The 20,107-nt window shown below is 71.9% G+C and carries 21 protein-coding genes and 1 riboswitch; of the genes, 14 read left to right on the top strand and 7 right to left on the bottom strand.

Annotated features, from left to right (window positions below; all coding sequences use genetic code 11):
* Positions 1-11 precede the first annotated feature (11 nt).
* A complete protein-coding gene (locus tag V5P93_RS25010; protein ID WP_245931810.1) occupies positions 12-497 on the bottom strand; it encodes a metalloregulator ArsR/SmtB family transcription factor in 486 nt (161 codons plus the stop codon).
* A gap of 141 nt (positions 498-638) precedes the next feature.
* On the bottom strand, positions 639-797 hold the full coding sequence (locus V5P93_RS25005) for a hypothetical protein (protein ID WP_181043969.1): 159 nt from the start codon (positions 795-797) through the stop codon (positions 639-641).
* Positions 798-929: 132 nt separating this feature from the next.
* Between V5P93_RS25005 and V5P93_RS25000 the strand changes: the two genes are divergently transcribed.
* Complete coding sequence (locus V5P93_RS25000) at positions 930-1,754, top strand: crotonase/enoyl-CoA hydratase family protein (protein WP_104483537.1); 825 nt, start codon at positions 930-932, stop codon at positions 1,752-1,754.
* A 73-nt stretch (positions 1,755-1,827) separates the two neighbouring features.
* On the top strand, positions 1,828-3,519 hold the full coding sequence (locus V5P93_RS24995; RefSeq protein WP_181043970.1) for an AMP-binding protein: 1,692 nt from the start codon (positions 1,828-1,830) through the stop codon (positions 3,517-3,519).
* Here the strand turns inward: V5P93_RS24995 and V5P93_RS24990 are convergent.
* Both V5P93_RS24990 and V5P93_RS24985 read right to left on the bottom strand, forming a co-directional pair.
* Positions 3,508-4,140: a cyclopropane-fatty-acyl-phospholipid synthase family protein gene (locus V5P93_RS24990; RefSeq protein ID WP_104483552.1), complete on the bottom strand. Its 633-nt coding sequence runs from the start codon at positions 4,138-4,140 to the stop codon at positions 3,508-3,510. The genes V5P93_RS24995 and V5P93_RS24990 overlap by 12 nt on opposite strands.
* A 40-nt stretch (positions 4,141-4,180) precedes the next feature.
* Positions 4,181-5,593, bottom strand: a complete 1,413-nt coding sequence (locus tag V5P93_RS24985; RefSeq protein WP_104483539.1) for an FAD-binding oxidoreductase — start codon at positions 5,591-5,593, stop codon at positions 4,181-4,183.
* Positions 5,594-5,717: 124 nt separating this feature from the next.
* Here V5P93_RS24985 and V5P93_RS24980 point away from each other — a divergent pair, with 124 nt between their 5' ends.
* From V5P93_RS24980 to V5P93_RS24945, 8 genes are all read left to right on the top strand, one after another.
* Positions 5,718-6,272, top strand: coding sequence for a type 1 glutamine amidotransferase domain-containing protein (locus V5P93_RS24980; RefSeq protein WP_104483540.1), 555 nt, complete (start codon positions 5,718-5,720; stop codon positions 6,270-6,272).
* A gap of 87 nt (positions 6,273-6,359) precedes the next feature.
* Positions 6,360-6,575 (top strand): hypothetical protein, encoded by a 216-nt coding sequence (locus tag V5P93_RS24975; protein ID WP_104483541.1) that lies wholly within the window; start codon positions 6,360-6,362, stop codon positions 6,573-6,575.
* Between the two features lie 85 nt (positions 6,576-6,660).
* A complete protein-coding gene (locus V5P93_RS24970; protein ID WP_104483542.1) occupies positions 6,661-7,266 on the top strand; it encodes a CDP-alcohol phosphatidyltransferase family protein in 606 nt (201 codons plus the stop codon).
* A gap of 82 nt (positions 7,267-7,348) precedes the next feature.
* Positions 7,349-7,726 carry a glycine cleavage system protein GcvH gene (gene gcvH / locus V5P93_RS24965; protein ID WP_104483543.1) on the top strand — a complete coding sequence of 126 codons (378 nt, stop codon included), beginning with the start codon at positions 7,349-7,351 and terminating at the stop codon, positions 7,724-7,726.
* Positions 7,727-7,869: 143 nt separating this feature from the next.
* Positions 7,870-8,322, top strand: a complete 453-nt coding sequence (garA, locus tag V5P93_RS24960; RefSeq protein WP_104483544.1) for a glycogen accumulation regulator GarA — start codon at positions 7,870-7,872, stop codon at positions 8,320-8,322.
* Between the two features lie 8 nt (positions 8,323-8,330).
* Positions 8,331-9,050, top strand: a complete 720-nt coding sequence (locus V5P93_RS24955) for a MerR family transcriptional regulator (protein ID WP_104483545.1) — start codon at positions 8,331-8,333, stop codon at positions 9,048-9,050.
* A gap of 152 nt (positions 9,051-9,202) precedes the next feature.
* On the top strand, positions 9,203-9,676 hold the full coding sequence (locus V5P93_RS24950; RefSeq protein WP_018683607.1) for a bifunctional nuclease family protein: 474 nt from the start codon (positions 9,203-9,205) through the stop codon (positions 9,674-9,676).
* Positions 9,677-9,871: 195 nt separating this feature from the next.
* Positions 9,872-10,438 (top strand): MerR family transcriptional regulator, encoded by a 567-nt coding sequence (locus V5P93_RS24945; RefSeq protein WP_104483546.1) that lies wholly within the window; start codon positions 9,872-9,874, stop codon positions 10,436-10,438.
* Here V5P93_RS24945 and V5P93_RS24940 read toward each other — a convergent pair.
* Positions 10,435-11,706, bottom strand: coding sequence for an FAD-dependent monooxygenase (locus tag V5P93_RS24940; RefSeq protein WP_245931811.1), 1,272 nt, complete (start codon positions 11,704-11,706; stop codon positions 10,435-10,437). The two genes, V5P93_RS24945 and V5P93_RS24940, sit on opposite strands and share 4 nt — an antisense overlap.
* Positions 11,707-11,779: 73 nt before the next feature.
* Here V5P93_RS24940 and V5P93_RS24935 point away from each other — a divergent pair, with 73 nt between their 5' ends.
* The gene (locus tag V5P93_RS24935; RefSeq protein WP_181043971.1) at positions 11,780-12,334 is read left to right on the top strand and encodes a TetR/AcrR family transcriptional regulator C-terminal domain-containing protein; all 555 of its coding nucleotides are present in this window, start codon (positions 11,780-11,782) and stop codon (positions 12,332-12,334) included.
* 7 nt (positions 12,335-12,341) lie between these two features.
* Here the strand turns inward: V5P93_RS24935 and V5P93_RS24930 are convergent, their stop codons facing one another.
* Entirely contained in the window at positions 12,342-13,109 is a 768-nt protein-coding gene (locus V5P93_RS24930) for a GNAT family N-acetyltransferase (protein WP_104483548.1), read from the bottom strand.
* An 80-nt stretch (positions 13,110-13,189) separates the two neighbouring features.
* A riboswitch (glycine riboswitch) is annotated at positions 13,190-13,292 on the top strand.
* 178 nt (positions 13,293-13,470) lie between these two features.
* On the opposite strand from V5P93_RS24930, the gene gcvP reads away from it, so the two are divergent.
* The 3 genes from gcvP (at position 13,471) to V5P93_RS24915 (ending at position 19,333) form a co-directional block, all read left to right on the top strand.
* Positions 13,471-16,341: an aminomethyl-transferring glycine dehydrogenase gene (gene gcvP, locus V5P93_RS24925; RefSeq protein ID WP_104483549.1), complete on the top strand. Its 2,871-nt coding sequence runs from the start codon at positions 13,471-13,473 to the stop codon at positions 16,339-16,341.
* 60 nt (positions 16,342-16,401) lie between these two features.
* Complete coding sequence (locus tag V5P93_RS24920; protein ID WP_104483550.1) at positions 16,402-17,235, top strand: aldo/keto reductase; 834 nt, start codon at positions 16,402-16,404, stop codon at positions 17,233-17,235.
* A gap of 884 nt (positions 17,236-18,119) precedes the next feature.
* A protein-coding gene (locus V5P93_RS24915) for an IS3 family transposase (protein WP_104483686.1) occupies positions 18,120-19,333 on the top strand; the annotation gives its coding sequence in 2 pieces (ribosomal slippage) (positions 18,120-18,372 and positions 18,372-19,333; 1,215 coding nt in all).
* A gap of 252 nt (positions 19,334-19,585) precedes the next feature.
* On the opposite strand, the gene V5P93_RS24910 is transcribed toward V5P93_RS24915, so the two are convergent.
* On the bottom strand, positions 19,586-20,089 hold the full coding sequence (locus V5P93_RS24910) for a hypothetical protein (protein ID WP_104480264.1): 504 nt from the start codon (positions 20,087-20,089) through the stop codon (positions 19,586-19,588).
* Between the last annotated feature and the right edge of the window lie 18 nt (positions 20,090-20,107).

Genomic DNA, 20,107 nt, shown 5'->3' with positions numbered 1-20,107 from the left:
CCCGGCCGAGGTCACCGGCAGTCCATCTCGAACATCGAGATGGTGGTGCTGACCCGGACCGTGCCCGGGGTGCGCGGCGGTTGGGCCGCGTCGTGCAACCGCAGGCTCAGGCTCCGGACGTGTTCCACCAGGTCCTGCCACACCTGCGGGTCGACCCACAGCTCGGCGTCGGTCAACGTCTCGGACGGCCCGCGCTTGCGCTGCGCGGTCCGCGTCCCGAGCCCGGCGGCCAGCGCCCTGGCCAGCATCGTCTCCTCGTCCGGGCCGCGCGGCGCGGCGACCGCGGGCGGGTCGTGGCGGTAGCGCTTGGCGATCCCGCCGCGGATCGCCACCTCCTCGACGATCCCGACCAACCCGGCATCAGCGAGCTTGCGCAGGTGGTAGCTGATGTTGGGTTGGCTGTCGCCGAGCTCCCTGGCCACCTCGGCCGCGCTCATCGCGCGATCGGTGACCAAGGACAGAATTCGCATCCGCAGCGGGTGCGCGAGCGCGCGCATCCCGTGCAAGGTCGAGCGTGAATCCCCCATGTCCATACAGCGAGTCTCTGAATGCGGACCAACCGTGTCAAATGGCTTGGCACCGCGCGCGGGGACGCCGCGGGGATGGGAGCGCTGCCGCACGCCGGGGGCGTGGCGGGCTCAGTTGGCGCGGGCCCGGCGCCGTCCGCCCTGGCTGGGCTGTGCGGGCGGGGTCGGCGTCCCGGCCTCCTCCGCCTTGGCCTCGGCCGCCGCGCTCTCGGTCATCTCGCGCAGCAACTCGTCGAAGATCGGCGTGGACATCACGCTCTGGTCCGCCATCTGCTCTCCCTTGCTACCCGGCTGGCGAGGAACCTACCCCGGTCACCCGCCCGATCCGGGCAACGCGGGGCCACACGATCGGGGGAACCGGGCCGCACCAGGCCATCGGTTACCCACAAGTAATATCACGGTATGACCGAGGAACTGGTGTCGCTGGACGTGCGGATCGCCGATTTCGTGGCGGAGGTGACGCTGCTGGGCCCCGGCAAGGGCAACGCGCTCGGCCCGGATTTCTGGCGCGAGTTGCCGGAGGTGTTCGCCGACCTCGACGCCGACCCGGAGGTGCGCGCGATCGTGCTGACCGGCAGCGGCGCGCACTTCTCGTACGGCCTCGACCTGCCCGCCATGATGCCGTCCTGGGGTGAGCTGCTGGAGGACCGCGCGCTCGCCGCCCCGCGCACCCGCTTCCTCGACCAGGTCCGCGCACTGCAACACGCCGTCACCGCCGTGGCAGCCTGCCGCAAGCCCGTGATCGCCGCGGTCAGCGGCTGGTGCATCGGCGGCGGCCTGGACGTGGTCGCCGCCGCCGACATCCGGTACGCGAGCGCCGACGCCAAGTTCAGCCTGCGCGAGGTCAAGGTCGCCATCGTCGCCGACCTCGGCAGCCTCCAGCGCCTCGCGGGCGTCATCGGCGAGGGCCACCTGCGCGAGCTGGCGTTCACCGGCCGCGACATCGACGCCGAGCGCGCCCTGCGCATCGGGCTCGTCAACGACGTGCACCCGGACCGGGACGCGGTCCTCGCCGCCGCGCGCGCCACCGCCGCCGAGATCGCCGTGAACCCGCCGCTGGTCGTGCAGGGCACCAAGGACGTCCTCGGCCACGAGCGCGAGCGCCGGGTCGCCGAGGGACTGCGCTACGTCTCCGCGTGGAACGCCGCCTTCCTGCCCAGCGACGACCTCGGCGAGGCCGTGCGGGCGTTCCTGGAGCGCAGGCCGCCGGAGTTCCGCGGCCGGTAGGCGCGGGGGGCTGGCGGCGTGATCGCCGGTGGGGCAGGCTCGGACCACCGCCGACCCACGAGGGGGACCGCACGTGAGTGCCGAGGCCACCGCCGCCTTCCGAGCCGCCCGCGACTTCCTGGTCGAGTACGGCGACGACTACGGGGCCGCCCGCGACGGCTTCGAGTGGCCCCGGTTCGCCACCTTCAACTGGGCGCTGGACTGGTTCGACGCGGTCGCCGCCGAGTCGCCGACGGCCGAGCGCGTCGCGCTGTGGATCGTCGAGGAGGACGGCGCCGAGCGGCGCTGGACCTACGCCGAGTTGTCCCGCCGCTCGGCGCGGGTCGCCAACTGGCTGCGCGGTCTCGGCGTGGCGCGCGGCGACCGGCTGGTCCTGATGCTGGGCAACCAGGGCGAGCTGTGGGAGACGATCCTGGCCGCGATCAAGCTGGGCGCGGTGATCATCCCGGCGTCCACCCTGCTCGCCCCCGCCGACCTGCGGGACCGGGTCGAGCGCGGCAACGCCCGGCACGTCGTGGCCCGCTCCGCCGACACCGCCAAGTTCGACGACGTCCCCGGCGACTACACGCGCGTCGCCGTCGGCGACCCCGTCGACGGCTGGGTCGCCTACACCGACGCCGACCAGGCCTCGGACGAGTACACCCCCGACGCCGTCACCCACGCGGGCGACTCGCTGCTGCTCTACTTCACCTCCGGCACCACCGCCCGCCCCAAGCTGGTGCGCCACACCCACGTCTCCTACCCGGTCGGCCACCTGTCCACGATGTACTGGATCGGCCTGCGCCCCGGCGACGTCCACCTCAACATCTCCTCGCCCGGCTGGGCGAAACACGCGTGGAGCAACGTCTTCGCCCCCTGGAACGCCGAGGCGACCGTCTTCGTCCACAACTACGCGCGCTTCGACGCCGCCGCGCTCATGTCCGTGATGGACCGGTGCGGCGTCACCAGCTTCTGCGCCCCGCCCACGGTCTGGCGGATGCTGATCCAGTCCGACCTGAGCGCGCTGAAGACCCCGCCGCGGATCGCCGTCGGCGCGGGCGAACCGCTCAACCCCGAGGTGATCGAGCGCGTCGCCGAGGGGTGGGGCGTGACCCTCCGCGACGGCTTCGGCCAGACCGAGACCAGCGTGCTCGTCGCCAACACCCCCGGCCAACCCGTGCGGCCCGGCTCGATGGGCAGGCCGCTGCCGGGGTTCACCGTGGTGCTGGTCGACCCGGTCACCGGCGAGCCCGCCGACGAGGGCGAGATCGCCGTCGACCTGGCGGACGAGCCCGTCGGCCTGCTGACCGGCTACGCCGACGACCCGGAGCGCACCGCCGAGGTCACCCGCGGCGGCCGCTACCACACCGGCGACGTCGGCTCCCGCGACGCCGACGGCTACCTCACCTACGTGGGCCGCGCCGACGACGTCTTCAAGGCCTCGGACTACCGCATCTCCCCGTTCGAGTTGGAGAGCGTCCTCCTCGAGCACCCGGCCGTCGCCGAGGCCGCCGTGGTGCCCTCGCCCGACCCGCTGCGGCTGGCCGTGCCCAAGGCGTACGTGGTGCTCGCCGCGGGCCACGAGCCGACCGCCGCGACCGCGCGCGACATCCTCGCCTTCGCCCGCGCGCACCTGGCCCCCTACAAGCGGATCCGCCGCCTGGAGTTCGCCGAGTTGCCCAAGACGATCTCCGGCAAGATCCGCCGCGTCGACCTGCGCGCCCGGGCGGCCGAACCGTCCGGCGGCGAGCACCGCGAAGAGGACTTCCCCGACCTACGGGGCTGACCGGCGCAGCTTCAGCACGTTGTCCGCGCGGGTGCCGTGCTCGCCGTCGGGCCCGTGCGCGGGCGACTCGACGGTCTCCTGCACCTCGACCAGCCAGCCGTCCGGCAGTGCCAGCGACTCCAGCACCTCGGCCGTCGTCGGCAGGTGGAAGTCGTGCGGTTCCTGCCACGACGGCCAGCCCTCGTGCCCGACGATCAGCAGCACCCCGCCCGGCGCGACCAGCTCGGCGGCGCGGCGCAGAGCGTCCGCGCGCTCGGTGCCGTGCGCGACGGGGGAGTGGAAGTACTGCGCGGACACCAGGTCGTACGCACCGTCCGGGAAGGACTCGGCCAGGTCGTGCCGCTCGAACCGGATCGCCTCGGCCACCCCCGCCTCCGCGGCGTGCCGGGCGGCGCGGGCCAGCGCGGTCGCGGACACGTCCACCGCGGTCACCCGCCAGCCGCGCCGGGCCAGCCACACCGCGTCGCCGCCCTCGGCGCAGCCGATGTCCAGCGCCCGACCGGCGGGCTCGTCCTCGACCTCGCGCACGAGCAGCCGGTTGGGGTTGCCGGACCAGACCTGGTCGCGCTGGCCGTAGAACTCCTCCCAGAACTCCGTCGTGCCCTGGTCGGTGTCCGGCATCTGCCGCCGCGCCGAGTGGTCGTGGTGGTGCGGGTGGGTTTCAGTCACGAACCGATGATGCGACCGGGTCGGCCGGGTGCGCGAGTTCTCTTGCCGAATCGGCAACACCGACCAGGACCCCGGGGTTCAGCAGCCCGGTCGGGTCCCACGCCCGCTTGATCGCCGCGAACAGCTCTCGCTCCGGCGCGGACCGGGTCAGCCCCAGCCACGGCGCCTTGGCCACCCCGATCCCGTGCTCGGCCGAGATCGTCCCGCCGCGCCGCGCGACCGCCGCCAGCACGCGCCCGACCAGGTCCGCCTCCGCCTCCGGCGCCACCCCCACGACGTTGACGTGGAAGTTCCCCTCCGCGAGGTGCCCGAACAGCACCAGCCGCGCGCCCGGCGCCGCCTCCGCCACGACCGCGCGCACGTCCCGCTCGAACTCCGCCGCGCGCCCCGGCGGCACGCCGACGTCCAGCTTGACCGGCGGGCCCAGCGCGTTGATCGCCTCCGCGTGCGCCTCCCGGTGCGTCCACAGCACCCGCCGCGCCGCCTCGTCCACCGCCAACGCCGAGTCCCGCAGCCCGGCCAGGCCCGCCACCACCTCGCCCAGGGCCTCGGTCGGGTCCGCGTCGGCCGCGCACTCCACCAGCAGGTACACCGGGTGCGCGACCGCGAACGGCGGCGCCACCCGGCGGTGCGCGCACACCAGGCGCAGGCCGTCGTCGAAGAACACCTCGACCGAGGTCAGCGACGGCAGCGCGCGCAACGCCCCGATGGCCGCGACGGCGTCCTCGGTGCGGTCGAAGGCCAGCGTCGCGGTGGCCCGTTCGGCGAGCGCGGGCACCAGCCGCAGCCGCGCCGACGTGATCACCGCCAGCGTGCCCTCGCTGCCCACCAGCGCGCCCGCCAGGTCGTAGCCGGTGCTGTCCTTGGGCAGACCGTGCGGGCCGACCACCCGGCCGTCGGCCAACCGCGCCTCGACCGCGACCACCTGCTCCCGCATCGCGCCCCAGCGCAACACCTTCAGCCCGCCCGCGTTGGTCGCCACCATCCCGCCCACGGTCGCGCTGTCCCGCGACGCGATGTCGACGGCGAAGTCCATGCCCGCCGCTCGCGCGTGAGCCGTCAGCGCCGCCAGCGTGACCCCCGCGCCCGCCGTCACCTGACGGGTCACCGGGTCGACCGGCCCCAACTCCGCCAGCCGGGTCGTGCTGAGCACGACCTCGCCGCGGTAAGGGATCCCGCCGCCGACCAGACCCGTGTTGCCACCCTGGGGCACCACGGCCGCACCCAGTTCGCGGCACACCGCCAACACCCGCGAGACCTCGTCGCCGTTCGCGGGCCGGACCACCGGGCCCGCCGCGCCGCGGAAGCGACCGGTCCAGTCCACCGCGTGGCCCGCGACGACGTCCGGGTCGGTCAGCACGTGCGCCGCCCCCACCACCCCGGACAACCGACCGACCAGTCCCACGCCAGTCTCCCTTCAGCGGCACCTGCTGCACTTCGACGGTATCGCCCGGGTCGGGACACGGCCCGTGATTGAGATCGGTGGAGATGGGCACACCTCTGGAGTACCCGAGTGGAAGGAATCCGACATGGCAGCGCTCACCGGCCGCAAGATCGCGTTCTTGGTCGCACCGGAGGGCATCGAGCAGGTCGAGTTGACCGAGCCGTGGAAGTCCGTCGAGCAGGCGGGCGGGCAACCGGAACTGGTGTCGACGGAGGAGGGCGAGGTGCGGGCGTTCAACCACCTCGACCCCGCCGACACCTTCCCGGTCGACCGCGTCGCCGACGCGGTGTCCGCGGCCGACTACGACGGGCTGGTGCTGCCCGGTGGCGTGGCGAACCCCGATTTCCTGCGCACCGACCCCGGTGCCGTCGCGTTCGCCAAGTCGTTCTTCGACGCCGCCAAGCCGGTCGCCGCGATCTGCCACGCCCCGTGGACCCTCGTCGAGGCCGACGTGGTCCGCAGCAGGCGCGTCACGTCGTGGCCCAGCCTGCGGACCGACCTGCGCAACGCGGGCGCGGACTGGGTCGACGAGCAGCTCGTCGTCGACCGCGGCGAAGGCGTTTCCACCCTGCTCACCAGCCGCAAGCCCGACGACCTGCCCGCGTTCTGCGAGGCCTTGGTCGACGAGTTCGCGCACTGACCTCCAACGGAATCGCACCCGTTTCCCGCTGGGGAACGGCTAACGAGGCCCGTCGTCTCGCCGACGTCCGGATCGGAGGTAACGACCATGAGCACCGAAACCGTGAGAAACGACACCGGCTCCACCCCCACCCTGCCCACCGCCCCGTGCAGCGTGGTGTGGAGCCAGGGACACGCGTTCGTCCTCGAGTACACCGGCGGCGGCGCGCACTGGGTCGGCTTCGACGCCTTCGGGCGGCCCCGGTCGATGACCCCGGCCGCGCTGGAGCGCCAAGGCTGGTCCACGCACCGCCTAGCGAGCTAGTCACCCGGGTGGCGGCGCCCGACTGGGGGACAGTGGGGCGCCGCGCCCGCAAGACCGCGACCTGGGGTGTCCTAGGCTTCCCGGCATGGCTGACCCCGCGCGCGTAGAAGAGCTGCCCGATCGCGTGTGGACGATCCCCAACGCGCTGAGCGTCCTGCGCCTGGCCGGTGTGCCGCTGTTCCTGTACCTGCTGCTGGGCCCCGAGGCCGACGGCTGGGCACTGGCCGTGCTGATGTTCAGCGGCCTCAGCGACTGGCTCGACGGCAAGATCGCCCGCTGGCTGAACCAGATGAGCAGGTTGGGCGCGCTGCTCGACCCCGCCGCCGACCGGCTCTACACGCTGGCCACCATCGTCGCCTTCGTGCTGCGCGACATAGTGCCGTGGTGGGTCGCCGCCCTGCTCATCGGCCGCGACCTGCTGGTCGCCGGGTGCCTGCTGCGGCTGCGCCGGGCCGGGTTCGCCCCGCCCGAGGTCACCTACGTCGGCAAGGCCGCCACGTTCAACCTGATGTACGCCTTCCCGCTGCTGCTCTTCGCCCAGGGCGGATCCGACTTCGCCACCGTCGTGCGGCCCGTCGCGTACGCCTTCGTGGTCTGGGGCGGACTGCTGTTCCTGTGGTCCGGACTGCTCTACGTGGTGCAGACGCGGGCGGCTCTGCGACTGCCCGCGCCGGTGCCCGTCCAGGGGTAGGTCGAGCCCCCTAAGCTCTGCGCCACCGTGATCGGCACCGGCCGGTCGCAATCGGCGCCGGTCGGCGAAAGAGGGCAGGCGAGTGATCCCCGAAGAACTCCGCTACACCGACGAGCACGCGTGGGTGGCGACCAAGACCGACGTGCTCGTCCGGGTCGGCGTCACCGAGTACGCCCAGCAGCAGTACGGCGAGGTCGCGGCCGTGCGGCTACCCGAGGTCGGCGACCGGGTCGAGGTCGGCGCCGCGGTCGGCGAGGTCGACGCGGACGACACCGCCGACCTGTACGCGCCGGTGTCCGGCGAGGTCGTGGCCGTCAACGACGCCGTGGCCGAGCAGGCCGACCTGCTCAACTCCGACCCGTACGGCGAGGGCTGGCTCTACGAGGTCGAGGTCGACGACCCCGACGCGCTGGAGGCCCTGCTCGACGCGGACGCATACCAGTCGATCACCGCGGCGTGAGCGCGCCGCGCCGAACGTGAGACGATCTTCCTCCGCGCCGCCCCGCGCGGTCCGCCGCAGGGGGGACCACCGGTCCGGCGCCTGATCGCGCACGGTACGTTGGCAACTGTTCAGCGGAAATGACCAGCAGGAGGAGAGCTCAGGTGAGCACCAACGACGGGCCCGGCGTCCCGCCGGAGCAGTCTCCGGAGCGGACTTCGGTCTTCCGGGCCGACTTCCTCACCGAGGGCGGCGGCGAACCCGCCCCCGCCCCGGAACCCGCGGTCGCGGGCGTCGACGCCCTCCCGACCGGATCGGCGCTGCTGGTCGTCAAGCGCGGCCCGAACGCGGGGTCGCGCTTCCTGCTCGACCGCGACACCACCAGCGCGGGCAGGCACCCCGACAGCGACATCTTCCTCGACGACGTCACCGTCTCCCGCCGCCACGCGGAGTTCCGCCGCGAGGGCGGGGAGTTCGTGGTGATCGACGTGGGCAGCCTCAACGGCACCTACGTCAACCGGGAGCCGGTCGACCAGGCCGTGCTCGCGGGCGGCGACGAGGTGCAGATCGGCAAGTTCCGCCTGGTGTTCCTCACCGGCCCCGGCGCGGGGGCCTAGGGACTGCCGTGACGGCTGCCGGTCGGCCCGAGCGTGCCGGGCTGAGCATCGGCGCGGTGCTGGCGCACCTGAGGCCGGAGTTCCCGGACGTGACCATCTCCAAGATCCGCTTCCTGGAGGCGGAGGGGCTGGTCAGCCCGGATCGCACGCCGTCGGGCTACCGGCGGTTCACCGAGGCGGACGTGGCGCGCCTGCGCTTCGTACTCGCGGCGCAGCGCGACCACTACCTGCCGCTGAAGGTGATCAAGGAGCAGTTGGACCGCCCGGGCGGCCCGCCGCGGGAGGTCGCCGCGGTGGCCCGCCCGCTGCGCGGCCTGCCCCCGGTGCCCGCCGAACCACCTGCGGACCCGGACGGGCGGGTCGCGCTCAGCCGCGCCGACCTGCTCGACCGCGCGGGCATCGGCGCGGACACCCTGCTCGACCTGGAGCAGTACGGGCTCCTGCGGGCCCGCCCCGACGGCGCGTTCGACCCGGACGCGGTCGCCGTCGCGCGCACCGCCGCGGGCCTGGCCGAGTACGGCATCGAGGCCCGGCACCTGCGGGCCTTCCGGGCCGCCGCGGACCGCGAGGTCGGCCTGGTCGAACAGGTCGTGGCGCCCCTGTACCGGCAGCGCGACCCCGCCGCCCGGGCCCGCGCCGACGAGATCGCGGACGACCTGGCCGCCCTGGCGCTGACCCTGCACTCACTACTCGTGCGCGCCGGTCTGCGCGGGGTCACCGGCCGCTAGTCCGGTGGTCGCCGGGGCGCCCATTGTGATCTGATCACGATCTGGATAGGCGGGCGTGGGGGCCGGATGGCGGGTAGCGTCGATGTAGGCGATGAGCGATCCTCGAGGGGACGGGACGCCGAGGCCCCAGCGAGCGGAGGGAGGCGAGCCCGATGAGCGAGATGCGCGTCGTGGGAGTACGGGTGGAGTTGCCCGGCAACCAGCCGATCTTGTTGCTGCGTGAGACCGAGGGAGAGCGGTACCTGCCGATCTGGATCGGATCGGTGGAGGCGACCGCCATCGCCCTCGAGCAACAGGGCGTGCGGCCCGCCCGACCGCTGACCCACGACCTGCTCAAGGACGTGATCGGCGCGCTCGGCCGCGAACTGGAGCAGGTCCGGATCACCGACCTGCGCGAGGGCACCTTCTTCGCCGAGCTGGTCTTCGACGGCGACGTGCGGGTCTCCGCCCGGCCCAGCGACTCGGTCGCGCTCGCGCTGCGCGTCGGGGTGCCCATCCACGCCGAGGACGCCGTGCTGCAGGAGGCCGGGTTGATCATCCCGGACGAGCAGGAGGACGAGGTCGAGAAGTTCCGGGAGTTCCTGGACTCGGTCTCGCCGGAGGACTTCCGCGGCGCGGACACGTAACCGGCCCCGCGCCACCCGCGCGTCGCGTTGACCTCCCCGCGCGCCCGTCTTACCGTCAGGGACGAGCGGATCGCCCGGTCGTCACTCCCGTGACGGGAGCGGCGGGGGGTCGGTGCGCTCGGCCGACGGTTCCCCAGAGCGGAACGGGCGGTCTCGTTCGCCGGCCTGTGGGTGGCCGGACGAGGGGAGGCAGGCGTGTTCGAGGAAGGTCCCGTCGGGGCTGGTACTCCAGAGCAGGGTGAGCTGTTCCCGGACGCCTCGCTGCCGGACGAGCTCGTCGGCTACCGGGGTCCCGCCGCGTGCCAGATCGCCGGGATCACCTACCGGCAGTTGGACTACTGGGCCCGCACCGGGCTGGTCGTGCCCACCGTCCGCAGCGCCCAGGGTTCGGGGTCGCAGCGGCTCTACTCGTTCAAGGACGTCCTGGTCCTCAAGGTCGTCAAGCGGCTGCTGGACACCGGGGTGTCGCTGCAGAACATCCGCGTCGCGGTCGACCACCTGCGCAGACGCGGCGTCCGCGACCTCGCGCACATCACCCTGTTCAGCGACGGCACCACGGTCTACGAGTGCTCGTCGCCGGAGGAGGTCGTCGACCTGCTGCAGGGCGGCCAGGGCGTGTTCGGCATCGCCGTCAGCGGCGCCATCCGCGAGATCACCGGCACCATCCACGAGTTCCCCGCCGAACGCGCCGACGGCGTCGAGATCCCCCCGCCCGCCGACGACGAACTCACCCAGCGCCGCAAGGCCCGCAACGCGGGCTAGCCCGCCGTCGAACGACCGACACCCAGCGGGGCGGGGCTCGCGGGGAGTCGCCAGTCGCCACCGCGATCGTCCGTCGACCAGCGGGCGACCAGGTCGGGGACGCGCAAGAAGCACGCCAGTGCGGTGACCGCCTGGAAGGCGTTGACCGCGAACCGGGACACCGGCAAGCCCAGGCGCAGCAGGCGCGGATTCACCTCGGCCTGGATCTCGTCGACGAAGGGCCGCAGCGCGGTGTCGTAGTTCGCCAGCGCGGTCGGCAGGTCGTCCGGGCACCGGTTGATCTCGGCGGCCAGCACGTGGGCGCCGACCAAGCCGCCGGAGACCCCCATGCCGCTGTAGGGGGAGGCGCAGTGCGCGGCGTCCCCGACCAAGACCACGCGGCCCCGCGACCAGGTGTCGGTACGCACCTGCACGACCTCCTGGGAGTAGAAGAACGGGCTGCTCCGCATGCCCTCGACGAAGCGCTCCGTCTGCCACCCGGCGCCGCGGAACCTGCCCGCCCAGAACTCCCGCTGCCGCTCGACCGGCGCCCGGTGGATCGCCGACGCCGCCTCGGACTCCTCGCGCAGCACGAAGTAGACCTGGGTCTCGGCCGGGCTGTGGCTGCGGCGCATGATCTGGCGGCCGCCCGGCACCAGGTAGGTGTCCCGGATGTCACCGTCGGACTCGACGCGCGGGACGAACCAGTACGCCATGTGGATGCCGAGCCGCCGGTACGGGTCCGAGCCCGCGGGCAGGATCGCCCGGCGGATGCGCGAGCCCTGCCCGTCGGCGCCGATCAGCAGGTCGAAGGTGCCGGACGTGCCGTCGGAGAAGCGCGCGACGACCTCGCGCTCGTCCTGCTCGAACCCCTCGACGCCCTTGCCGAAGACGTACTCGACGTCGTGCCTGGTCGCGTCGTTGAGGATGCGGACCAGGTCGCCGCGCATGATCTCGTACTCCGACGTCAGCGTCTGGCGGCCCCGCCCGGAGGTGTTGGCCATGATCGTCGCCTTGGCCTTGCCCCGGGCGTCGACGAAGGCGACACCCTTCTCGTCCACCAGCTTGGCCCGGACGTCGTCGAGCAACCCCATCCGCCGGACGGCCTCGATGCCCTGACCCCGCAGGTCGACCTGGGCGCCGGTGGCCCGCAGCGCGGGGGAGCGTTCGACGGCGGTCACCCGGTGCCCGCCCCGGGCGAGCCAGAAGGCCACCGCCTGCCCCGCGATCCCGCCGCCCGCGACGAGGACCCGCAGAGATGTCGTACCCGAAACCCCCGGCATGCTCATCACCCCAAAATCTATCAGTGAAAGGTTCTTCTCCAGGGTCACCTATCAGCGATAGGTTGTCAACGTGGCGAAGATGAACCGCGAGGTCGTGGTGGCCGAGGCGCTCGACCTGCTCGACGAGGTCGGCCTGGACGCCGTCAGCACCCGGCGGCTGGCGCAGCGGCTGGGGGTGGAGCAGCCGTCGCTGTACTGGCACTTCCGCACCAAGAAGGACCTCTTGGCCGCCATGGCCCAGGCCGCGATGGCGCCCCACGCCGCCGAACCGCTGCCGACGGCCGGGGACGACTGGCGCGACTGGTTCCTGGCGAACACCCGCGGCTTCCGGCGCACCCTGCTCCTGCGCCGCGACGGCGCGCGCCTGCACGCGGGCGCCCCGCCCACCGCCGACCTCGACCGGATCCGGCACAAGATGGCATTCCTCGTCGACTCCGGCGTGCCCGAGCGGGAGGCTCAGCTGGCGATGCTGACCGCCAGTCGCTTCACGGTCGGCAGCGTCCTGGAGGAGCAGGCGAGTCCCGGCGAGAGCCAGGACCTACCGGCCGATGTGCCGAGCATCGATCACGAGTCGGCCTTCGAGGCGGGGCTGTCGCTCATCGTGGGCGGGCTGGCCCCGCGCGTCGCGGGATAGCGCCTGGTCAGAGCGTGTAAGGCGTGGTCGTGGTGATGCGGGTGAAACCGACGCGGCGCAGGATCGGTTCGCTGGTCGGGAGTGCGTCGACCTGGAGGTACCGGGCGCCCCGCGCCTCTGCCAGCCGCGCCCGGTGGCTCACCAGGGCCCGGTAGATCCCGCGTCCCCGCCACTCGGGGACGGTCCCGCCGCCCCACAGGGTCGCGAAGTCGGTACCCGGCACGTACTCGGTCCGGGCGCCGCACACCGGCTCGCCGTCCGCGACGGCCACCACCAGGTCGAGCAACTCCGGGGTCTGCGCCAGCACCTCCCGCAGCCGCCGCCCCAGCCGGGGGAACTCCGCGCCGAACGCCCGGTTGTGCGCCACCACCACGCGGTCCACGTCGTCCGGGTCGCGCACGTCGACCAGCCGCACTCCCGCGGGCGGCTCGAACACCGGCACCTCGGCGGCCTCGGCCACCATCACCGCCTCGGCGGGCCCCGCCCGCAGACCGGCGGCCACCAGGCGCGCGGGCAGGTCGACGGGGGTGTCGTGGCCGTAGTACTTCCACTCGCCGTCGTCCAGGGACCGGAACCAGGCCACCGCGTCCGCGATCGCCGCGTCGGCGGTCCGCTCGTCCAGGTCGGACCAGACCACCCCGGAGAAGTAGTCCGGTGTCGAGCCGAGGTGCCGGGTGAGCGCGGCAGTCAGCTGGACGACCGTGCCCGCGTCGGAGGCGGGCAGGTGCCGCCGCAGCTGGTCGTCGAAGGCGGCGCGCACGGCGGTGGTGTCCATGATCTGCAGAGTGCACCCGGGGTGCGACCTCGCTCGCAATCGAGTTATCACCGGATCGGGTTAGACTCGCCGGGCGTCGCTGAACCCACGCGGGAGAGTCCGCCCGGTCCACCCGGACCGGGACGGCGCCGAAGGAGCAAATCCTCCCCGGAACCTCTCAGGCAAACGGACCGCGCGGGTGAGACGCCTCTGGAAAGCGGGCAAGCCGGCCACCGCCGGGGCGCCCCGCCGAAGGTGCAAGTCCGGCGCGCCCGGACGAAGCTCTCAGGCGCCCGGGTTGTCGGGCACGGACAGAGGGGGAGGGCTGGCGGACGTGAGTCCGTCCCGGCCCGACCCCTGTGACGCCGAGGAGCTCCGCCCGATGACCGCTGACCGCATCCCGCTCGCCGCCCTTGAGCACGGCACCCCCTTCGCCGACCGGCACGTCGGCCCCCGCCCGGCCGAGCTGGCCCGGATCCTCGACGTCATCGGCGTCGGGTCGCTGGAGGAGCTGGCCCAGCACGCCGTCCCGGACTCGATCCGCGAGCGCGACCTGGCCATCGACCTGCCCGCCCCGGCCACCGAGGTCGAGGCCCTCGCCGAGCTGCGCGACCTGGCGGGCCGCAACCGCGTGCTGACCCAGATGATCGGCCTGGGCTACCACGGCACGCACACCCCGCCGGTGATCCGGCGCAACGTGCTGGAGAGCCCCGCCTGGTACACCGCCTACACCCCGTACCAGCCGGAGATCAGCCAGGGCAGGCTGGAGGCGCTGCTCAACTTCCAGACCATGGTCGCCGACCTGGCCGGGTTGCCCACGGCCAACGCGTCGATGCTGGACGAGTCCACCGCCGCGGCCGAGGCGATGACGCTGCTGCGCCGCGCGGGCCGGTCCAAGTCGAACCGGTTCGTCGTCGACGCCGACACCTTCCCGCAGACCGTGGCCGTCATCCAGACCCGCGCCGAGCCGCTCGGCATCGAGGTCGTGCTGGCCGACCTGGCCGAGGGCCTGCCGCTGGACGACTTCTTCGGCGTCCTGCTGGCCTACCCGGGTGCCTCCGGCGCGGTGCGCGACCACGCGGAGCTGATCCGCGAGGCGCACGGCCGTGACGCCAAGGTCGCGGTCACCGCCGACCTGCTGGGGCTGACGCTGCTGCGCGCGCCCGGCGAGATCGGCGCGGACGTCGTCGTCGGCACCACCCAGCGCTTCGGCGTGCCGATGGGCTTCGGCGGCCCGCACGCCGGGTACATGGCCGTCGCCAAGGGCCTGGAGCGGCAGCTGCCGGGCCGCCTGGTCGGGGTCAGCACCGACGCCGACGGCAAGCCCGCGTACCGGTTGGCGTTGCAGACCCGCGAGCAGCACATCCGCCGCGAGAAGGCCACGTCGAACATCTGCACCGCGCAGGTGCTGCTGGCCGTCGTCGCGTCGATGTACGGCGTCTACCACGGCCCGGAGGGGCTGCGGTCGATCGCGACCCGCACGCACCGGATGGCCGTCGTGCTGGCCGAGGGGCTGCGCCGGGGCGGGGTCGAGGTGGTGGGGTCCGCGTTCTTCGACACCGTGCTCGCCCGCGTCCCCGGCCGGGCCGGCGAGGTCGTGGCGGCGGCCCGCGAGCTGGGCGTCAACCTGCGCTTGGCCGACGACGACCACGTGGGCATCGCGACCGACGAGACCACCGTCCGCGCGCACCTCGCCGCCGTGTGGCAGGCGTTCGGGGTGGCGGGTGACGTCGACGCCTTGGACGCCGAGACCGCCGACGCGCTGCCCGCCGACCTGGTGCGGACCTCGGAGTTCATGACCCACCCGGTGTTCGCCACGCACCGCTCGGAGACCGCGCTGCTGCGCTACCTGCGGTCCCTGTCGGACAAGGACGTCGCGCTGGACCGCAGCATGATCCCGCTGGGCTCGTGCACGATGAAGCTCAACGCGACCGCGGAGATGGAGCCGATCACCTGGCCCGCCTTCGCCGACCTGCACCCGTTCGCGCCGGTCGAGGACGCCGAGGGCATCCTGACCGTCGTCCGCGACCTGGAGTCGTGGCTGGCGAAGCTGACCGGGTACGACGCGGTCAGCCTCCAGCCGAACGCGGGCAGCCAGGGCGAGTTCGCCGGTCTGCTGGCCATCCGCGCCTACCACCGCTCCCAGGGCCACGGCGAGCGCGACGTCTGCCTGATCCCGTCGAGCGCACACGGCACGAACGCGGCCAGCGCGGTCATGGCGGGCATGCGGGTCTTCGTGGTGGCGTGCGACGACTCGGGCAACATCGATCTGGCCGACCTGCGCAAGAAGGTCGACGAGCACCGCGACGACCTCGCCGCGATCATGATCACCTACCCGTCCACGCACGGCGTCTACGAGGACACCGTGCGCGAGGTGTGCGCGCTGGTGCACGACGCGGGCGGCCAGGTGTACGTCGACGGCGCGAACCTCAACGCGCTCATCGGCTTGGCCCGGTACGGCAAGTTCGGGTCGGACGTGTCGCACCTGAACCTGCACAAGACCTTCTGCATCCCGCACGGCGGCGGCGGCCCGGGCGTCGGCCCGATCGGGGTGCGCGCGCACCTGGCGCCGTTCCTGCCCAACCACCCGCTCCAGCCCGCGGCGGGCCCGGAGACCGGTGTCGGCCCGATCAGCGCGGCGCCGTGGGGCAGCGCATCGATCCTGCCGATCTCGTGGGCGTACGTGCGGATGATGGGGGCCGACGGCCTGCGCCGCGCCACGCTGACCGCCGTCGCGGCGGCCAACTACGTCGCCCGGCGGCTGGATGAGCACTTCCCGGTGCTCTACGCCGGTGCGGGCGGTTTCGTCGCCCACGAGTGCATCCTGGACCTGCGGCCCATCACCAAGGCCACGGGCGTGACCGTCGACGACGTGGCCAAGCGCCTCGCCGATTACGGCCTGCACGCACCGACCATGTCGTTCCCGGTCGCCGGGACGCTGATGGTCGAGCCGACCGAGAGCGAGGACCTGGCCGAGATCGACCGGTTCGTCGCGGCCATGGTCGCCATCCGCGGCGAGATCGACCGGCTCGCGGCGGGGGAGTGGCCCAAGGACGACAACCCGCTGGTCAACGCCCCGCACACGGCGGCGTCCATCGCGGGCAAGTGGGACCACCCGTATTCCCGCGAGGAAGCGGTGTTCCCGGCGGGCACGTCCGCGCCGAAGATCTGGCCCCCGGTGCGCCGCATCGACGGCGCGAAGGGCGACCGGAACCTGGTCTGCTCCTGCCCGCCGCTCGAGGCGTACAGCTAGTCCCCGTTGTGGCCCGTCCCTCATGTTCGGGGACGGGCCACAACGCGTAGCGTCTGTCCCATGTCTACCGTTCCCGACGTCAAGCTCAACGACGGCACCACGATCCCCCAGGTGGGCTTCGGTGTCTGGCAGGTCCCGGACGACGAGGTCACCGCGGCCGTGGCCACCGCGCTGGAGGCGGGCTACCGCGCGATCGACACGGCAGCCATCTACGGCAACGAGCGCGGCACCGGCCGCGCCGTGGCGGCCGCGGGCCTCCAGCGGTCGGCGCTGCACGTGACGACCAAGCTGTGGAACGCCGACCAGGGCTACGACTCCACGCTGCGCGCCGTGGACGCCAGCCTGGAGAAGCTCGGCTTGGACCACGTGGACCTGTACCTCATCCACTGGCCCATGCCCAACAACGACACCTATGTGGACACCTGGCGTGCCCTGGAGCGGATCAAGGCCGACGGCAAGGCCCGCTCCATCGGCGTCTCCAACTTCTCGGTCGCCCACCTCCAGCGCCTGCTGGACGAGACGGGCGTCGTGCCGTCGGTGAACCAGATCGAGCTGCACCCGCAACTGCCCCAGCCGGAACTGCGCGAGTTCCACGCGGAGCACGGCATCGCCACGGAAGCCTGGAGCCCCCTGGCCCAGGGCAACCTGCTGGGCGACGCGTCGCTGGCGAAGGTGGGGGAGAAGCACGGGAAGTCGGCGGCCCAGGTGATCCTGCGGTGGCACGTGCAGCTGGGGAACATCGTCATCCCGAAGTCGGTGACCCCGGAACGCATCAAGAGCAACATCGAGATCTTCGACTTCGAACTGGACACCGAAGACCTCGCCACCATCGCCACTCTGGAAACCGCCAAGCGCGTCGGCCCAGACCCGGAAACCTTCCACTTCGTCGGCTAGTCCCGCAGTGGCTTGCCCGCGCCGGGCGCGGGCAAGCCACAGCCAACCGCGAACGCGCCGCGATTTGCCGGACCGCAGACCAACGAGCACGGTCCCCGCGCAAGCGCCCCAACCTCTTGCCCGCTTTGCCCGCCGGCGCAAGGTTCCCCGGCCCGCCCTACCTCTCAACCGCCGCCCGGTCCCCGGCCCATGCCTGACATGACGCGGCTACACCGGTCTTCCCCACAACCACCGCATGAGTCCAGCCCGCTCAACGTGGCGTGCTCCCACCACATCGCTCCGACCGTTCCGGCTTCCTCCCCGCCACCCTGGAAACCGCCGCTTGAGCCCAGCCCGCACTCAACGCATGTGCTTCTGTCACATGGTTCGGGCCGTTGCGGCTTCTTCCCGGCCACCCTGGAAACCGCCGCTTGAGCCCAGCCCGTACCCAACGCAAAGTGCTCCTGCCACATCGCTCCGGCTGTTCCGGCTTCTTCCCGACCATCCCGGAAACCGCCGCAGGATCCCAACCCGCACAGAACGCAACGCGCCCCCGCCATGCGCCGTGATTGGGTGGACTTGCTTTGCGTGGGGGGACGAGCCTGCCAAGCTCTCCCGCGGGTGGGGTGGGCTTGCCCCTCCCACCGCTCTTCCCCACCGCAGGTTCGTAGGGGCCCCGCGCAAAGCAAGTTCACTCGATCGAGGCCCCACATTTTTTCCGCGAACAGCCGGACCGATCAACCCGGCCACGCCGCCAACCGGCACCCCGCAGCACAAAGATGATCTACGCACGCCTCCGGCCCCCACTACCAATCCCAGCGAAGAGGACCGACAAAACCATGAGGTGCTTCGAAGTTTCCGGACAGTGGACCAAGTAGAATTGGGTTCTCTGGAAGGAGACGGTTTTGGCGGGATCAAGGAGGAGTTTCTCTCGGGAGTATCGGGAGGAAGCGGCGAAGTTGGTGATCGAGACCGGGCGTCCGATCGCTCAGGTGGCGAAGGAACTTGGTGTCGGTGAGGTGAGTCTAGGGAAGTGGGTCAAGGATTATCGGGCGGCGCAGGGCGGCGACGAGTCGCCGTTGGATGTGTCGGAGCGGGCGAGGCTGCGTGAGTTGGAGCGGGAAGCGCGTGATCTGCGGTTGGAGAACGAGTTCCTGAAAAAAGCTGCCGCGTACTTTGCCAAGGATCATCGGTGAGCGACCGGTTCGAGTTCATCGACGCACAGCACGCTGCCGCAGATAAGGACGTGGACGTCTCGACATCGTTGCCGGTGACACGGATGTGCCGGATTCTCGATGTCTCCCGATCGGGGTTCTACGAATGGAGGACTCGCCCGATGTCGGGCACCGCGGCGCGGCGGGGTGAGCTGTCACGGTTGGTTGTCGGGTTTTTCGAGGCGTCCGACGGCACGTACGGGTATCGGCGGATCCACGCCGATCTCGTCGCCCAGGGCGTGGAGTGCGGGCCGGAGTTGGTGCGTCAGGTCATGCGTGAGCTGGGGCTGCGTCCGTGTCAGCCCCGGCCGTGGCGGTTCGTCCTCACCGCCGGCGACGGCCAGGTCCATGACGTCCCCGACCTCGTCCGCCGCGATTTCACCGCCGCCGAACCCGGTCGAAAAGCGGTGGGTGACATCACCTATATTCCGACGGATGAGGGATGGCTCTACCTCGCGACCGTGATCGACTGTCACACCAAGGCGGTCACCGGGTGGGCGATGGACGACAACTACAAGACACCGTTGATCGAGACGGCCATCCATCGCGCCGTTCGGAACGGCCATCTCACCGACAACGCGATATTCCACTCCGATCGCGGCAGCAACTACACCTCCGCCACCTTCGCCGCCACTCTCGCGTCCCTACACATCCGACAGTCCGTGGGCCGCACCGGTATCTGCTACGACAACGCACCGGCGGAATCGTTCTTCGCCACTCTCAAGAACGAACTCGTTCACCGCACCCGATACCCGACCCGCGAACACGCCCGCCGAGACATTGCCCGCTATATCGAACTCCGCTACAATTCGCGACGGAGACACTCCGCACTCGGATACCGCACGCCACGAGAAGTGCACCACGCATACCACGCTCGAAAGTCAGCGATACCGACCGTTGTTTAGCCGCTGTCCGGAGACTTCGAGGCACCCCACCAGAAGATCAACAGCGAGCCTGTGGACAACCCGAGGGACGACCAGCGTCATCCCGACCGGCCGCCCCGCTCACCGCCGCGAACCCGGCGAGGGTGGTGTCGACGAAGGAAGACAGTGAGCGATGATCAAATCGATGCCTCCGGCCCCCAATATCCATTCTAGCGAGGAGGACCGACAGTTCCAGCCGAAGACGATCAAGCCTGTGGACAACCCAGACGGAGATCAGCTGCGCCCCGTGATCTGGTTCGCCAGCTTCCGGGCGTCCTGCTCCGAGTACGTCCCCGTGATCTGCACCGACCCCTCAGTGATCGGCGACGCGATCTGCGGCGCCGAGATCACCTTGTCCCCCACCACGATCGCCACCGACTCACCCACGTGCTCGGTAGTCCACCGACCGAACGCCGCCTGGTCCTCCGCCACCAGATCGATGATCACCCCCCACGACCCGCCCGACGTCAGCTCCGCCTTCACGTTCTTGAACCGGCTGAAATCCCCGATCGGGTCCCCGAGCGCGTACACGTTGCCGTCCGACCCCACCAGCTCACCCGGCCCGGAAGCCTCCGTACCCGCCCGCTGCGACACCACCGGCCGGAACTTCACCGGCACCTTCGCCTCGATCGGCCCACTCGCCGCCTCCGGCGAGGCCACCCCGGGTGTGGCCTCCGAACACGCGGCCGGGGCGAGCAGCAACAGCACGGTCAGCGCACGGGCGATGGCGGTTCGCATGCGCCGATCCTAAGCGGG

It is taken from the genome of Actinokineospora auranticolor, assembly GCF_041897805.1.
Classification (GTDB): domain Bacteria; phylum Actinomycetota; class Actinomycetes; order Mycobacteriales; family Pseudonocardiaceae; genus Actinokineospora; species Actinokineospora auranticolor.
This window is presented reverse-complemented; position numbering and strand designations above follow the sequence as displayed.

What these genes read in the sequence shown, in the direction of transcription:
- V5P93_RS25010 (WP_245931810.1), bottom strand. Translation starts at nt 497, where the DNA reads ATGCGCGCGCTCGCGCACCCGCTGCGGATGCGAATTCTGTCCTTGGTC.
- V5P93_RS25005 (WP_181043969.1), bottom strand. Translation starts at nt 797, where the DNA reads ATGGCGGACCAGAGCGTGATGTCCACGCCGATCTTCGACGAGTTGCTG.
- V5P93_RS25000 (WP_104483537.1), top strand. Translation starts at nt 930, where the DNA reads ATGACCGAGGAACTGGTGTCGCTGGACGTGCGGATCGCCGATTTCGTG.
- V5P93_RS24990 (WP_104483552.1), bottom strand. Translation starts at nt 4,140, where the DNA reads ATGCCGGACACCGACCAGGGCACGACGGAGTTCTGGGAGGAGTTCTAC.
- V5P93_RS24980 (WP_104483540.1), top strand. Translation starts at nt 5,718, where the DNA reads ATGGCAGCGCTCACCGGCCGCAAGATCGCGTTCTTGGTCGCACCGGAG.
- V5P93_RS24975 (WP_104483541.1), top strand. Translation starts at nt 6,360, where the DNA reads ATGAGCACCGAAACCGTGAGAAACGACACCGGCTCCACCCCCACCCTG.
- V5P93_RS24970 (WP_104483542.1), top strand. Translation starts at nt 6,661, where the DNA reads ATGGCTGACCCCGCGCGCGTAGAAGAGCTGCCCGATCGCGTGTGGACG.
- V5P93_RS24950 (WP_018683607.1), top strand. Translation starts at nt 9,203, where the DNA reads ATGAGCGAGATGCGCGTCGTGGGAGTACGGGTGGAGTTGCCCGGCAAC.
- V5P93_RS24940 (WP_245931811.1), bottom strand. Translation starts at nt 11,706, where the DNA reads ATGAGCATGCCGGGGGTTTCGGGTACGACATCTCTGCGGGTCCTCGTC.
- V5P93_RS24935 (WP_181043971.1), top strand. Translation starts at nt 11,780, where the DNA reads ATGAACCGCGAGGTCGTGGTGGCCGAGGCGCTCGACCTGCTCGACGAG.
- V5P93_RS24930 (WP_104483548.1), bottom strand. Translation starts at nt 13,109, where the DNA reads ATGGACACCACCGCCGTGCGCGCCGCCTTCGACGACCAGCTGCGGCGG.
- gcvP (WP_104483549.1), top strand. Translation starts at nt 13,471, where the DNA reads ATGACCGCTGACCGCATCCCGCTCGCCGCCCTTGAGCACGGCACCCCC.
- V5P93_RS24920 (WP_104483550.1), top strand. Translation starts at nt 16,402, where the DNA reads ATGTCTACCGTTCCCGACGTCAAGCTCAACGACGGCACCACGATCCCC.
- V5P93_RS24910 (WP_104480264.1), bottom strand. Translation starts at nt 20,089, where the DNA reads ATGCGAACCGCCATCGCCCGTGCGCTGACCGTGCTGTTGCTGCTCGCC.